We start from the raw sequence: 14,425 nt of genomic DNA on the forward strand, positions 1-14,425 counted from the left end.
TTTTAATTCATTATTTTTCCATATGAATAAAAAGTGAGTATTATCGAAAAAATTTCGATAATACTCACTTTTACTTTAAAATCAATAGTAATCTATTTTTTTAATATAACACTAAAATAGCGACAGCCCCTTCTTTTCATTTTATAGAAAATTATATTTGTAAAGAATCTGGGGACAACTTTTAAAATTATCAGAAATACATAGTTTTCAAATCAGAGGTAAGATATTAGTTTATGATTATTAAAATATTGATATAAATGTATAATGTTTAAGTCCATATGAAAATATTTTAATTTCAATATAGCGAATAATTGTAATATAAACTATATTTTGGTACTATATAATTGGTAAATTTAAAGTTTTCAAAGCAATAAATATACAATAATGCTAACATTAAACTTAAATATTAAAGAATGGGGTTGGTGTAATGTTGAAAAATGATTTTAAGATTGCTGTAATAGGATTAGGGTATGTTGGAATGCCTTTAGCAATTGCATTTTCAAAAAAAGTGGATGTTATTGGCTTTGATGTCAATAAGGAAAAGATAAATAAATACATTAATGGTATAGATGTAACTAATGAGGTTGGAAATGACTCATTAAGGGAATCTAAAGTAGAATTTACATATGATGAAGAAAAATTAAAAGAAGCAAAATTTCATATAGTTGCTGTACCTACTCCAATAAATGGAGATAAAACTCCTGACTTAAGGCTTGTAATTGGTGCAAGTGAAATAGTTGGGAGAAATTTAAAAAGGGGTTCAATAGTTGTATTTGAATCAACAGTATATCCAGGGGTAACGGAAGAGATTTGTGCACCTATATTAGAGCGTGAATCAGGATTAAAATGTGGAGAAGACTTTAAGATAGGATATTCTCCAGAAAGAATAAATCCAGGTGATAAGGTTAATACATTAGAAAAAATAGTTAAAATAGTTTCGGGAATGGATGAAGAAAGCTTAGATATAATAGCTAAGACTTATGAAATGATTATTGAAGCTGGAGTATATAGGGCTGAAAGTATTAAGGTTGCTGAAGCTGCAAAAGTTATAGAAAATTCACAAAGAGATGTTAATATTGCTTTTGTAAATGAGTTATCAATGATATTTAATAAAATGGGCATAAATACTAAGTCTGTTTTAGATGCAGCAGCAACTAAGTGGAACTTTATTAGGTTTAATCCAGGTCTTGTTGGAGGACACTGCATAGGGGTAGATCCATATTATTTAACTTATAAGGGAGAGCAGTTAGGGTATAGTTCTCAAATAATAGCTTCTGGAAGAAGAATAAATGATGGGATGGGAAAATTTATTGCTGATGAAACTATAAAGCAAATGATTAAATCAAATAAAAGAATAAATGGAGCTAGAATTGGAATATTAGGAATAACTTTTAAGGAAAACTGCACTGATGTTAGAAATACAAAAGTAATAGATATAATTAATGAATTAAGGGAGTATTCAACTAATTGTATAGTTGTTGATTATATGGCAAATAAGGAAGAAGTAAGTGAAAAGTACAATATAGAACTAGTTGATTTTAATGAATTAAAATATTTAGATTGTTTAATCTTAGCTGTTGCACATGATGATTATAAAAGATTAGATTTAAAGAAGATTAAGGAATTATATTCTGATGAAAACAAAGTATTAATTGATATTAAATCTTTAATAAATAAAGTAGAGGCAGAAGAGCAAGGATTTGTTTATTGGAGTTTATAAAATAAGTAGTATTTAGGGGGACAGCCATGAGGCATAATAAACTAAAGATACTAGGAATAGTAGCTATAATTATTATAGTATCAATAGTAGGTTTTAAAATTTTTGAAAATAGAAATATAAATAAAGCTGAGAAAAAAGATTATATAATATATGATGCTGATAAAGCTATTAAAAAAGCATTAGAGAAATTAGCTAATACTGATAAAAAGGCCAATATAATAGGTGATGTTAGTACATCCAAAAAAGTTATGGCACTTAATTTTGTTGGATTATCTACACCAGAAACAAATGATAAAGTTTTAGATATATTAAATAAGTATAAAACAAAAAGTACATTTTTTATTCCAGGAATATTAGCTGCAGAAAATAATGATATATTTGAAAGGCTAAAGAATGAAGACCATAAGGTTGGAAGCAATGGATTGTTAGGTGAAAATAAAATGGAGTCATATACTAGTGAAGATTTAGTTGATTCCTTTATTCGTTCTAATAAGATAATACAAAAGTGGATTAATAAAAATGAGTCTATTTTATTATATTGTAATTCAACTAACTATACAGATGATGTATTAAAGGCGGCTTATGTTAGTGGAAATGAAACAGTTGTTAAAAGTAAGTATATATTAAATTATAGAAGTTTTAATTCATATGAGCAAACATTAGCTTATATAAGTAAAATTCCAAAGGGAGCTATGATTACAGTTAAATTAGATGGAGAGTTAGATGATACTGAATATATTCAGGATGAAAAGCCAGCAGAAGATATGCAGGGAACTATTGTAGAAAATCCATTAAATGAACTTGATGAAGAAGAAAGACTTATTATGGTTGTTGAATGGATTGTAAAAGCAATAAATGAATTAAATTATAATGTGGTAAGTTGTGATGAACTTTCAAAGTATGGTGAACTTGATAATAGTGAGAATATTATCATTAATAATACTGTTAATGAATCTTATTATTATAATAACAAAAAAAATCAATCAACTTCTAACAATGGACAAACATCTTCTAATGATGATTTTGATTATGTAACTCCAATAAGCTTAGATGAATATTACATAAATAAAGCTAATGAACTTAGAGTTGAAAATAATGGAAAAAAGGCAGTGGAAGATGGAGATATATATACTATACAACCGGCTGTTGGGTATAGTTTTTATGGAATAAGTAATACTACTGTTTTACAAGATGTTTTAAATAAATTAAATGCACAAAATATAAAAGCTACGTTCTTTGTAAGTGAAAATGATATAAATAAAAATGAAAATCAAATAAAAGAAATAGTTAATAATGGACATGAACTTCAAATTATGTTAGTTGAAAGTACAGGTAAAGATTATTTATCTGTCGCAAAGAGCATTTTAAAGATTAAAAGTTATATAAAGAGTAAATTTAATCAAGATGCAAGTCTAGTTAGGTATCCATATGAAGTTAAGTATTCTGATGAAGCATTAGAGGCAATAAGCGCAACTAGCTGTAAAGTTATTGGTGATAATTTATCTGTAGCAACATCACGTGTTGGAAAAGATGGAACTATTGATGATGTTATAAATAATATATTTCATTTAGGAAACCAATCATTACATAAGGGATATATAGTTTACTTTAGAATGGATTATTATAATGATAATACTATAATTGGGAACCTTGTAGAAATAATAAAATCTGACAAAGTTGATACTATTGGCTATATAGATAATGGTGTTAAGAATAATGGATATGGATTTGAAACATTAGGTAAATTAGCTACAAGTGAATATATATTTAATTATCCACTTACTGATTCTGAAATACTACCAGATGTATTAAATAGGATTAAAAAAGGAACATTGGAAAATGTTGAAGACCCTATAGGATACATTTCTAAAAGGTATATAGGTAGCCCTTATGCTAAAGATACAGAGTCATTACCAGGATTTACAAAGGAAGAAATTGAGCTTTTAGATTATAGTGGTAGGTTTACTGATGATAAGACTATTTTCTTAAGCTTTGATGACTGGGGTTCAGATGTGTCAATTAATAAATTACTTTATGTTTTAGATAAGTATGATGTAAAAGCAACATTTTTTGTTCGTACCAATTATATTAATGATAATCCAAGCTTATTACGTACAATTGCATTAGCTGGTCATGATATAGCAAGTCATTCAAATAATCATCTTTTGTTAAGTAATACTACTGAAAATCAAGGGGTATTTACAGAACTTAGTGATGAAGAAGCAAAGGTTCTACAAGATGATGTAATACTTTCTTATGACAGACTACAAAGGATTATAGGTGATATTTATATTGATGGAAGGCCTGCATTACAAGCATATTTTAGACCACCAACACTGGCAGTAAGTAAAAAAGGATTAATGAGTGTATTTGATTCTGGATTTAATTATGTAATTTCAGGAGATTTTACAACACAGGACTATGAGGCTAAAAGTGCTGAACAATTAATTGATAAATTAAAAAATGGTATTGTAACTGGAGAAGATGAGGCAATTAAAATTAAACCAGGAACTGTTTTAGTTATGCATATGTCTGATCAAGCACAGTTTACAGCAGAAGCATTAGATACGATAATACCATATTATTTATCACAAGGTTATAAGTTTGGAAGAATTAGTGATTATTTAAAGTAAAACTTTATAACTTTGGAGGGAGGTAGCATGTTTAAAAGTATCAAATCGAGGATGGATAAAGAGCAAAGTGATATTTTACTTAAATTAAGTAGTGATAGAAGATTATTATCTCATGTCCCAGATCCTAAAAAAACTCGTTCAGGTAAGGAGAGAAGAGGTAGTGTTTTAGGTGAGTGTGATAAAGAGGATAAGGTTAGATATAGTGTAGAATATAAAGTTACTGTAATAAGTTATTCAAATAATCTTAAAAAAACTACTTTTAAATGTAAGGGAGTTAATGTTTCAACTACAGGTATGCTCCTAAAAATTAGCGATAAAAAATATCGTGATATACTTGAAAAATCTAGCAAGATAATTTTAAAGTTTAAGATAATTCCAGGGACTATGCCAGAAGGCTATGAGATGAAGGTTAAAATCAAGTCTAGTTATATAAGAACAGCAGTTAATGGTGATGATATTTATATTGGAGTTAAGTTTGATAAGAGTCTTAGAGAGATTAAGGATAGATATAAAGGAAAGTATACAATTCTTATATCAAGTTTATTATTAGCTTTTGTTACTTTGTTTATTATCTTTATGAGAATTGAAAGTGTACTTTATTTTAAGTTTAATAGATGGATGTATTTATATAGTATTATAACTGCTTCGTTTTTATTAAGTAGATATATTTGGGGAGCCATGTATAGACCTATAAAGGTTGATCCTGAATATACTCCAGGAGTAACTATTTTAATTCCTTGTTTTAATGAAGAACAGTGGATTCAACAAACTATTCTTAGTTGTATTAATCAAGATTATCCAATTGATAAGTTACAAGTAATAGTAATTGATGATTGTTCAAATGACAAGTCAGTGGAAAAAATAAAGGAAATAGTAGAAAAATTAATAAATGAAGATGAAAGATATAAGGTTAAGGAACGATTAACATATATTGTTCAAGAGCAAAATGCTGGGAAGAGAGAGGCATTAGCTGTTGGAGCAAAGGAAGCTAACCATGAACTTTTAGTTTTTGTTGATTCTGATAGTTTCTTAGCTCCTGATGCAATTAGAAATTTAGTTCAACCTTTTAAGGATCCTAAAATGGGCGGAGTTGCAGGAAGAACAGATGTTGCAAATACTTATACTAATGTATTAACAAAGATGCAATCAGTTAGATATTATATTGCCTTTCGTATTATGAAGGCAGCAGAAGCTCGTTTTGATGCTGTAACATGTTTATCAGGTCCATTAGCATGCTATAGAAGAGATATAGTTATAGAAAAAACTGATGAGTGGTTAAATCAAAGCTTTTTAGGTCAAAAAGCAACATTTGGTGATGATAGAGCTATGACAAACTTTGTTTTAATGAAGCATAGAACAGGCTATCAAGATACTGCTGTTTGTTCAACTGTTGTTCCTAATAAATATAAGGTGTTTTTAAAGCAACAAATGAGATGGAAGAGGTCTTGGCTTAGAGAATCTTTAATTGCAGGAAGGTTTATGTGGAGAAAAGAACCCTTTGCAGCAGTAACTTTTTATATGGGATTATTAGTACCAATTTTAGCTCCAATAATAGTTGTTTATAATTTAATAATTGTACCATTTTCATATAATATTTTCCCTACAACTTTTATTATTGGACTTTTAATGATGGCAATGCTTATGAGTATAACTCAGTTAAGATTAAGAAAAAGCACAACTTGGTTATTTGGATTAGTATTTTGCTTATTCTATGAGGCTATATTATTATGGCAAATGCCTGTTGCATGGGTGACGTTCTGGAAGTCTACATGGGGCACAAGAATGACGCCAAGTGATATAGAAGAGAAAAGAAGAAAAGAAGAAGCAAAGAGCAGAAAATGTAAAGGAAGAACTAAGAAAAATACTATTAATGATGATTCTTATATGGGGGAATCTATATAAGTACAAACTATAAATTTTATATAAATGGTGAATAATATGAATTATAAATTTAACTCAAAAAAGGATTATATAAAGGTAATAAGAGGTACAATTGAAGGAGTTATTTTACTAGGACTTTTAGTTTTAGTTATAAAAACCTTATTTTCCACAACAAGTTATGTAGAGTATGATGTTACTACAGAAAAGAAGGATGAAAATGGATTTGTAGCTTTATCTTATTTTGGAACAAACAGGACAGGCTCAAATACTGTTATATCTACTGAGCATTTAGAGGAACATTTAAAAACCTTATATGAAAATGGATATGTTACAATTACTCAGCAAGATATAATTGATTATTATAAGCATGGAAAAGATCTGCCTAACAAGGCATTGTTTTTAATGTTTGAAGATGGATATAGAGGAACAGCTATATTTGCACAAAAAATAATGGAAAAATATAATTTTAAGGCAACTATTCTTACTTATCCAGAGAAGTTTGATAATAAGGATCCTAAGTTCTTAGTACCAAAGGACTTATTAGAGTTAGAAGAAAGTACATATTGGGAACTTGGAACCAATGGATATAGACTTTCTTATATTAATGTTTTTGATAAAAATGATGAATATGTTGGAGAATTAAACTCTTTAGAATATACTGAAATGATGGATAAGCTAGCGCGTAACTATAATCATTATCTTATGGATTATATAAGAGATGAAAAGGGGATACCTAAGGAAACTTATACTCAAATGAAGACACGTATAACGACTGATTATGAATTATTAAAGGAAAGATATTTAGATGGGATAGGATATGTACCTAAATTACATGTTTTAATGCATGCAAACACAGGAATGTTTGGAAATAATAATAATGTTAGTAAAGTTAACGAAAAAAATATTAGGGAGTTATTTGATATAAATTATAATCGTGAAGGTTATTCTTATAATAATGAAGAAAATAATATATATGACTTAACTAGAATGCAACCACAGCCATATTGGTATCCTAATCATTTATTAATGAGAATTAAGGATGATACTAATGAAGATATTAAGTTTGAGTATGGTGATGAAGATAGAGGAAAGTATTGGGAGGATCTTAAGGGAGCAACAGAATATAGAGGCGATGTTATAGCATTAACATCACTTTCAAAGGATTCTGGGTTAATTAAGCTTAAAGATAGTGAAAATTATAAGAATGTTAATTTAAATACTATATTAACAGGGAATATGATTGGATCACAAGCTGTATATTTAAGAGCTGATGAGGATATGCAAAATTATATTAAGGTTCAGATAATTAATAATATTTTATATGTATATCAATGTGTTAATGGTAGTGAAGTTACTTTATATGAAAAAGAATTACCAATAAGTGATGAATATGCAGATAAGGATATTCAAATAAATACTCCAGCAACTAGAAATCTACAAATTAAGTTAAATGGTAATACTGTAGAAGTTGTAGTAGATGAAGTAATTGTCAATTGTAATACAGAAGTTATTGATTCTGGATATATTTATTTAGAGTCAGCATGGGGTGATTATGGATATAGTCAGCGTAATCTTGTTGATGATGTTTATGATGGGGTATTTGAAAAGCTATATGTAATTGACTCTGATACTGATGAAATATTATATGATAATAGATATAAAGGGTTTGAAAAGATTGCAAATGTTGCAAAAAATATTTGGCTTAATATCGTAAATTGGTTTATTGAAACATTGTAAAAGTAGTTATTAAAATACTAAGGTAGGATTTTATATGAAGAAATTAACAAGGTTATTGCTTAGTGGAATTTGCCTTTTATCGGTATTGTATTTCATTGGATGTAATAGTGCTGAAAATAAAGCAGAAGTAGATAGTGAATTAAAAGGGACTACAGAAATAAATGGTGAATTAGAAGGTGTTACTGAAAAAGTTAATGTATGGTTAGCTTATTGGGATACCTTAGATTTTGAGGAAGAAATAGAATATTGGAAGGATAGAATTTCTAATATAATTTATTTTGCAGCATATTTTGATGAGAATAATAAACTGTTTGTTCCAGATAATATTACTGAAACTAAAGAAGTTATTGATGAGTTATATGAAGAAAAGTCTTGGGGAAATTACATTAGTTTTGTAAATGACAAGGTTTATTCTAATGGGAAGTCAACATTAAAGGATACTGAATTATTATATGAGCTTTTTGAAAGTGAAGAATCTATAGATAATCATGTAAATGAAATTATAAATATAGCTATTGAAGGCGGATATGATGGAATAGAAATAGATTATGAAAAAATAAGAAAAGACTTAAAGCTGTGGGATAAGTTCATTTATTTCTTAGAAAAGTTAATAAAGGAAGCTGAGGAATATAATTTGCCTATAAGGGTATTATTAGAACCATCTACTCCAGTTGATGAAATTAGTTTACCAAAGGGACCTGAATATATAATGATGTGTTATAACTTATATGGCTATGGAACAGAGCCAGGACCTAAGGCCAATAGAGAATTTTTACTTGAGCTTGTTGATAAGATGAAAAAAGTTTCTGATAATAGGGGATATGCTTTAGCTACAGGTGGTTTTGACTTTGCTAATAATGGAGAAGTTAATGCAATAACAAAGCAAGAAGCTGAAAGGTTATTAGAAAACAATAGTGGAGTAGCTGTAATTAGGGATGAAGATAGTAAGTGCAATGTGTTTGAATATACTGATGAAAGTAATGTAAATCATGAAGTATGGTATGCTGATGATGTTACTTTAAAGTATTGGGAAGATATATTAAGTGAGTTAGGGGAAGGTAATATTTCTATTTGGAAATTAGGAGAAACAAGATAGAGCCTTAATAAAATGGAAGCCAGTAAATACATTAATGATGTGTTTATTGATTAGGCATGAATAATAAATGTCAAGTTAAGCAATTAAGTGGATTACTTATTAGATTATATTAATATTATTTTTTATTATATATAAATAGAGAGAGTAGATATGTTTGGATAATTACAAGCATGTCTACTCTCTTTATTTATAAAATAAAATATTAGATTTTAGTATATTGATTATTTATATAGAAGAAAAATCTAATATTTTATCTCTATAATAATTAAATATACTTTCTTTTATAATATTAAACATTAAAAAGTGTAAATGAAACTGTAAATGTAAAATCATCATAATTGATAAATAATTCTCCATCATATTTTTGGATAGCGGTATTTATATTTTTTAATCCCATACCATGAGAATTGATGTCTTTTTTTGATGTTTTAAAGTTTTTATTAATAATTACATTTTTATCAATAGAGTTAATTATTTTACAAATCAATATATTGCCTTTTGACATTAATTTAATTTCTAAATACTTGTTGTTTTTTACTTTAGATAAAGCCTCAATAGCATTGTCTAATATATTACTAAATATTATACAGCAATCAAGTAAATCAATTTTTAAGTTTTTGTTTATAAATATATCTGTTGAAAGTTTTATATTTTGCCTTTTTGCTATTTCTAATTTTTCTGTTAAGATAGAATCTAATACAGGATTACCAGTATCAATTAATATTTTTTTATCAGTAGAAAATTTACCAATAATATTTGATATGTAATTTTTAGAAACTTCAATATTATTATTATCAATTAAGTTATAGACTGTGCTCCAATGATTTAACATATCATGTTTATAGGAAGCAATATTTGAATTTTTTTCTTTTATATAATTATAGTATTTTAATTGATAATCTAATTGTAACTTTAAAAAATCATTGTCTTCTTTTATTTTTTTTAGATTTGAAATATTTTTTAATATACTTATAAAAATATATAATTCAGTTAATAAAGTTCCTAATGATAAAAAACTGATATTAAATATATCGGATTTAAAATCATAAAGTATTGAATCTAAATTGAAAGAAATAAATAGTATTATTAAAATGTTTATTAATATTTTTAAAAGACTATTTTTTTTAGATTCTAATATGATTATAGTTATACAAATAGAAATTGTAATAAAAAATATTAATATAAAAATCCATTGTAATAAGTAAAATGATGATAATCCTATAAATTGAAGTAGCATAAATATTAATAATATGTATATATGAATTTTATATATTATAAAAATGAATTTTTTGTTATTTAAGTTATATTCTAAAAATATGTATTTATATAAAAATACAGGAAAAGAGAATAAACTAATAAACTGTAGGAAATAAATTAATGAATAGTTATTAAATATAAAGACAAAGAATTGTGATTCTGAAAATATCCAAATTGCTATGGATAAAAAAATCAATGACAAATAATATCCATTAAAATTAATTCCATAAACTTTTTTATAAAATATAGAAGCAAGTAATAAGATAAAAGCTAAAATAAAAGTTAAAAACGATAATATAGCTTTAGGAAGAGTTTCGAAAAATAGCTCTGATAAAATTAATGGTTTGCTTCTAAGCATAACTCTAGATAAGTTACCAGATAATTTATTATATGATGATATAAATTCAATTTTAAGAGTTTTTCCAAAACAATCTTTGGGCAATTTAACTAATAGCCATACAGCCCCACCAGTTTTACCATTATTAATCTTTCTCATAGAGTCAAAGTTGTATATAAGAACATCATCCAAGTAAACTCTAATTTCTTGTTGAGAAGATCCCACTCTTAAATATGGATCTATTATAAAATCATTAGGGATTTGTTTTTCAATGCTAATAATATTTTCAGCAGTATTTTCTTTTGTATAATAAGGTAGATTTATTTTTTTCTTGATATTAGTTCCTGATATAGTTAATAACCAATCTTTAGAAAAGTTGTTTGTGATGGAACAAGTATAACCTTTATTAGTATATCTAATAGAAATAGCTATAAAAAACAATCCTAGCAACAAAATTAATAAGTAAATTATATGTTTAAATTTAATTTTCAAAGTTATTACTCCTATGTAAATTAGCTATCTATAAAGCTATTTAATAAAAATTTGCTATATTTTGATTTTAGCGATTTTATATATTTTTCGCCAATTGGAAGAATAGTATCATCATTACAAATTATGTTTTTACCAATTATTGATTTTATGTAATTGGTATTTATTAAAAATGATCTATGTATTTGTACAAAATTATCATCATTTATTTGGTTAATTAATTTTTTCATTGTGAAGTAAAAATTAATACTAGTTCCATCTATACATTTCATAGTAACTATTCTATTTCTTATTTCAAAAAATAGAATTTTATTTTTATCTATACATTCAATAGTATGCCCTATCTTGTAGTGAAAAAGATTATCTTTTCTAGGTTTTATTAAGCTTATTGCTCTCATAAAAACTTCTTCAAATTTTTTTGTGTCTAAATTTTGCTTTATTAAATAATGTAATGGCATAGTATCTAATGCTTCAAAGACATGATCTTTACTTGAAGTTAAAAATATAATTTGAGATGTTAAATTATATTTTCTAATTGTATTTGCTAAATCTATACCAGTCAGATCATCTATTAATACATCCAAAAAATATATATCAATAGAATTAATTTCATTATCCATGTTAAATATAAGATTTTGGGAAGAAGAATATTTAATAATATTTACATCTAAATTGTTTTTGGAAGAAATTTCATTTATCTTATCACTTAGCTTTAATAAAAATTCAGTATTATCATCACATATACAGATATTAAACATTTCTATACCTCCTATAAATATCAATATTTATTAAAAATTATAATATAATTTTATGGAAAAATATAGTTTAATACAAAAAAAAAGCCTTTTACAACAAGTTATAAGTCTTTTTTTGGGGAAATAAATATAATTAAAGAAGTTGAGAATTAGCTATATTTTATATATTGAAACAAAAAGGGGGGAAATAGGTATGTTTAAGGTTATAAAAAATAGAAATGATATAAATTTTATTACAATAGAAAATTATTTATTTGAAATTTATGATAAAAGAATAAATATTTATGAATTAAAAACTGATGAATTTGTGGAAAGTATGTCAATTGAAGATGAAAGGGATTATATAAATTTAATTGTAATTTGTGAGAATTGGATTATAGAAAAAAGATGTAATAAATAGAAATTAATTTATAAGTACATATTTAAGAATAAAGTTAAATTTAAGGAAAAGCAAATCTAAGGAAAGGGTAGTAGATTAATAATAAGTAATGTAGTGAAATACTTAGTTTTTAATATTAATCTATGAATTATGGAGAGTATATGATTTATTTAGAGCATGATGATTTGGAGGTAATTAAAAAAATTTTAGGTAAGTTATATTTAGAAAATGGACTTACTGAAGAAGTAATTTTATTAAGCAGAGTTGTAGATAAAGCTATATTAAATAGTTATGTTGAATTACAGTTTGATGATAATGTTGATAGAAATAAAGATAATTTGAATAAATAATAAAATCTTAATTATTATTGTTTTATTAAAAAAATATTTTAAATTGATTTTATAAATTAGGATAATTATAAGAAAGCAAAATAGATAAAGACTTGAAATTATAGTTGCAATAACAATATTTTTAGTGTAGATTAAATAAATTTTATATTTACAACATATAAAACAGTGTTTACAACATATAAACAGTATTTACAACTAAAAATAATTTTTCTATATATAAATAATAAAATCACTAATGTTTGATTAAGTAAAGTATTAATTTATTAAGTATGTATTTTAAAAAAAACATAAATAAATTTATTATAGAAAATTGAAGTAAATCTCTTAGAATAATTATGTAACATTATAAAGCTTTATAAATTAGTATTTTCTAGTTATAAGCTTAATAAATAAAATTACAAAGAATGGAGGGGTTAAATTTCTTTAGAATCATTCTTTGCATAACTAGTATATTATAAAGAAAGGAAGGTATGTTATAAGTTATGAGGAGAAAAATAAGGAAAGGTCTAGTATTTATAATAGGAATGTTAATGATTTTAAGTACATTAACTAATGAGTTAAGTGTATATGTACAGGCTACTATTAATAATTCTCAAGTATTGGTTGAAGGTGAGGAAAATGATACTTCAGTTATAAATGTAAATAATGAAGAAGCTTTACTTAAAGAATCAGGTATTACTGTATATAATGATAAAAATAATAATGGTTGGTATTATATCATTGAAAATGGGGTGAAAAAGACTGTTTACTGTTATCAACATGATAAAACACAACCATCTATATATGGAACTAGTGGTTATTCAAAGATTAACTTTTTTTCATCCAATGTAGCTACACCAGCAAGTCCAGCAACAAAGGAAATGATTGCAACTTTATTGTATTTGGGCTTTCCATCAAATGCAACAGAACTTCAAGAAAAATGGAGAGTTGATGATTCACGAGCAAATTATCTTACTCAACAGACCGTATGGGATTTAGCAAGGGGAGATGTAATAACTTATCTTAAGGATCAGGCATATGATTATGATTTACACTATTATTCAGGAAGTCCAGATAGTCCTTATTACGGAAAATATGGATATAGTGGAAACATAAATTTATCAGGTGATACAATTTTTCAAAGGATTGGAGATACATATAAGACAGGTGTAATTAATATTGAAGGGGATTATACAGGAAGTTTTTCTTTTGACTCTTTACCGTCAGGAATTAAAATTTATAATGCATCTACAAGTCAAGAAGTAACAGGAGCATTAACTGTTGGGATGCAGATTTATTTTACTTATGATGGAACTACGACATTAGGGAGCCAGATTGATCTTAAGTATAAGTATGATACTACAGAAGTTTTTTATTTGAAAGCAAGTAACTCATCTAATCAAGATTTGGTTGGATTAGATGTTAAAAATAATGAGGGAGTGCTTACATTAACAGCTAAAGAGGATAAAAAAGTATCATATACTGTAGTTAAAAAATGGAACGATTCAAGTAATAAAGATAATTTAAGACCTAATAGTATAGAAGTACAATTAAAAGCAGATGATAAAGCTTACGGTAATGTAGTTGTTTTAAATGAAAACAATAATTGGACATATACATGGCAAGGTATTCCGGAAAAATCTTCTCAAGGTACAATTAAGTATTCAGTAGAAGAAATAGGGAATTTAGCTAATTATAATGTTACATACGAAGAGAAAAATCAAACTACCGTAATTACAAATACAGAAACTATGGATATTCCTGTAACTAAAAAATGGGTAGGAGATGCAGCACAAAGTGCTACTATTAGAT

Annotated in this window: 10 protein-coding genes; 8 read left to right on the top strand and 2 right to left on the bottom strand. The window is 25.9% G+C overall.

Going from position 1 to position 14,425, the window contains the following annotated elements:
* The first annotated feature begins 427 nt into the window (after window positions 1-427).
* Genes I4V63_RS12630 through I4V63_RS12650 form a run of 5 tightly spaced genes read left to right on the top strand, consistent with a single transcriptional unit; the run spans window position 428 to window position 9,067 of the window.
* A complete protein-coding gene (locus tag I4V63_RS12630) occupies window positions 428-1,720 on the top strand; it encodes a nucleotide sugar dehydrogenase (protein ID WP_196001608.1) in 1,293 nt (430 codons plus the stop codon).
* A 26-nt stretch (window positions 1,721-1,746) separates the two neighbouring features.
* Complete coding sequence (locus I4V63_RS12635) at window positions 1,747-4,353, top strand: polysaccharide deacetylase family protein (RefSeq protein WP_196001609.1); 2,607 nt, start codon at window positions 1,747-1,749, stop codon at window positions 4,351-4,353.
* A 27-nt stretch (window positions 4,354-4,380) separates the two neighbouring features.
* Complete coding sequence (locus I4V63_RS12640) at window positions 4,381-6,255, top strand: glycosyltransferase (RefSeq protein ID WP_243280507.1); 1,875 nt, start codon at window positions 4,381-4,383, stop codon at window positions 6,253-6,255.
* Window positions 6,256-6,291: 36 nt separating this feature from the next.
* Window positions 6,292-7,971, top strand: coding sequence for a glycoside hydrolase (locus tag I4V63_RS12645; protein WP_196001610.1), 1,680 nt, complete (start codon window positions 6,292-6,294; stop codon window positions 7,969-7,971).
* A gap of 34 nt (window positions 7,972-8,005) precedes the next feature.
* Window positions 8,006-9,067 carry a glycosyl hydrolase gene (locus I4V63_RS12650; RefSeq protein WP_196001611.1) on the top strand — a complete coding sequence of 354 codons (1,062 nt, stop codon included), beginning with the start codon at window positions 8,006-8,008 and terminating at the stop codon, window positions 9,065-9,067.
* Window positions 9,068-9,356: 289 nt separating this feature from the next.
* Here I4V63_RS12650 and I4V63_RS12655 read toward each other — a convergent pair whose 3' ends face one another.
* Together I4V63_RS12655 and I4V63_RS12660 are read right to left on the bottom strand one after the other, a co-directional pair.
* Window positions 9,357-11,153: a sensor histidine kinase gene (locus I4V63_RS12655; RefSeq protein ID WP_196001612.1), complete on the bottom strand. Its 1,797-nt coding sequence runs from the start codon at window positions 11,151-11,153 to the stop codon at window positions 9,357-9,359.
* A gap of 20 nt (window positions 11,154-11,173) precedes the next feature.
* Entirely contained in the window at window positions 11,174-11,908 is a 735-nt protein-coding gene (locus I4V63_RS12660; RefSeq protein WP_196001613.1) for a LytTR family DNA-binding domain-containing protein, read from the bottom strand.
* A 190-nt stretch (window positions 11,909-12,098) separates the two neighbouring features.
* Here I4V63_RS12660 and I4V63_RS12665 point away from each other — a divergent pair, with 190 nt between their 5' ends.
* The 3 genes from I4V63_RS12665 to I4V63_RS12675 form a co-directional block, all read left to right on the top strand.
* On the top strand, window positions 12,099-12,305 hold the full coding sequence (locus I4V63_RS12665; RefSeq protein WP_196001614.1) for a hypothetical protein: 207 nt from the start codon (window positions 12,099-12,101) through the stop codon (window positions 12,303-12,305).
* A 140-nt stretch (window positions 12,306-12,445) separates the two neighbouring features.
* Window positions 12,446-12,634 (top strand): hypothetical protein, encoded by a 189-nt coding sequence (locus tag I4V63_RS12670; RefSeq protein ID WP_196001615.1) that lies wholly within the window; start codon window positions 12,446-12,448, stop codon window positions 12,632-12,634.
* A gap of 482 nt (window positions 12,635-13,116) precedes the next feature.
* Window positions 13,117-14,425: Cna B-type domain-containing protein (locus I4V63_RS12675; RefSeq protein WP_196001616.1), on the top strand; the 1,309-nt coding region annotated here is incomplete at its 3' end.

The organism is Clostridium sp. 1001271B_151109_B4, from assembly GCF_015670405.1.
In the GTDB taxonomy this organism is placed as follows: Bacteria; Bacillota; Clostridia; order Clostridiales; family Clostridiaceae; genus Clostridium.

Excerpts from the sequence above, each read along its gene's own strand:
- I4V63_RS12630 (WP_196001608.1), top strand. The coding sequence starts at position 428 with ATGTTGAAAAATGATTTTAAGATTGCTGTAATAGGATTAGGGTATGTT.
- I4V63_RS12635 (WP_196001609.1), top strand. The coding sequence starts at position 1,747 with ATGAGGCATAATAAACTAAAGATACTAGGAATAGTAGCTATAATTATT.
- I4V63_RS12640 (WP_243280507.1), top strand. The coding sequence starts at position 4,381 with ATGTTTAAAAGTATCAAATCGAGGATGGATAAAGAGCAAAGTGATATT.
- I4V63_RS12645 (WP_196001610.1), top strand. The coding sequence starts at position 6,292 with ATGAATTATAAATTTAACTCAAAAAAGGATTATATAAAGGTAATAAGA.
- I4V63_RS12650 (WP_196001611.1), top strand. The coding sequence starts at position 8,006 with ATGAAGAAATTAACAAGGTTATTGCTTAGTGGAATTTGCCTTTTATCG.
- I4V63_RS12660 (WP_196001613.1), bottom strand. The coding sequence starts at position 11,908 with ATGTTTAATATCTGTATATGTGATGATAATACTGAATTTTTATTAAAG.
- I4V63_RS12665 (WP_196001614.1), top strand. The coding sequence starts at position 12,099 with ATGTTTAAGGTTATAAAAAATAGAAATGATATAAATTTTATTACAATA.
- I4V63_RS12670 (WP_196001615.1), top strand. The coding sequence starts at position 12,446 with ATGATTTATTTAGAGCATGATGATTTGGAGGTAATTAAAAAAATTTTA.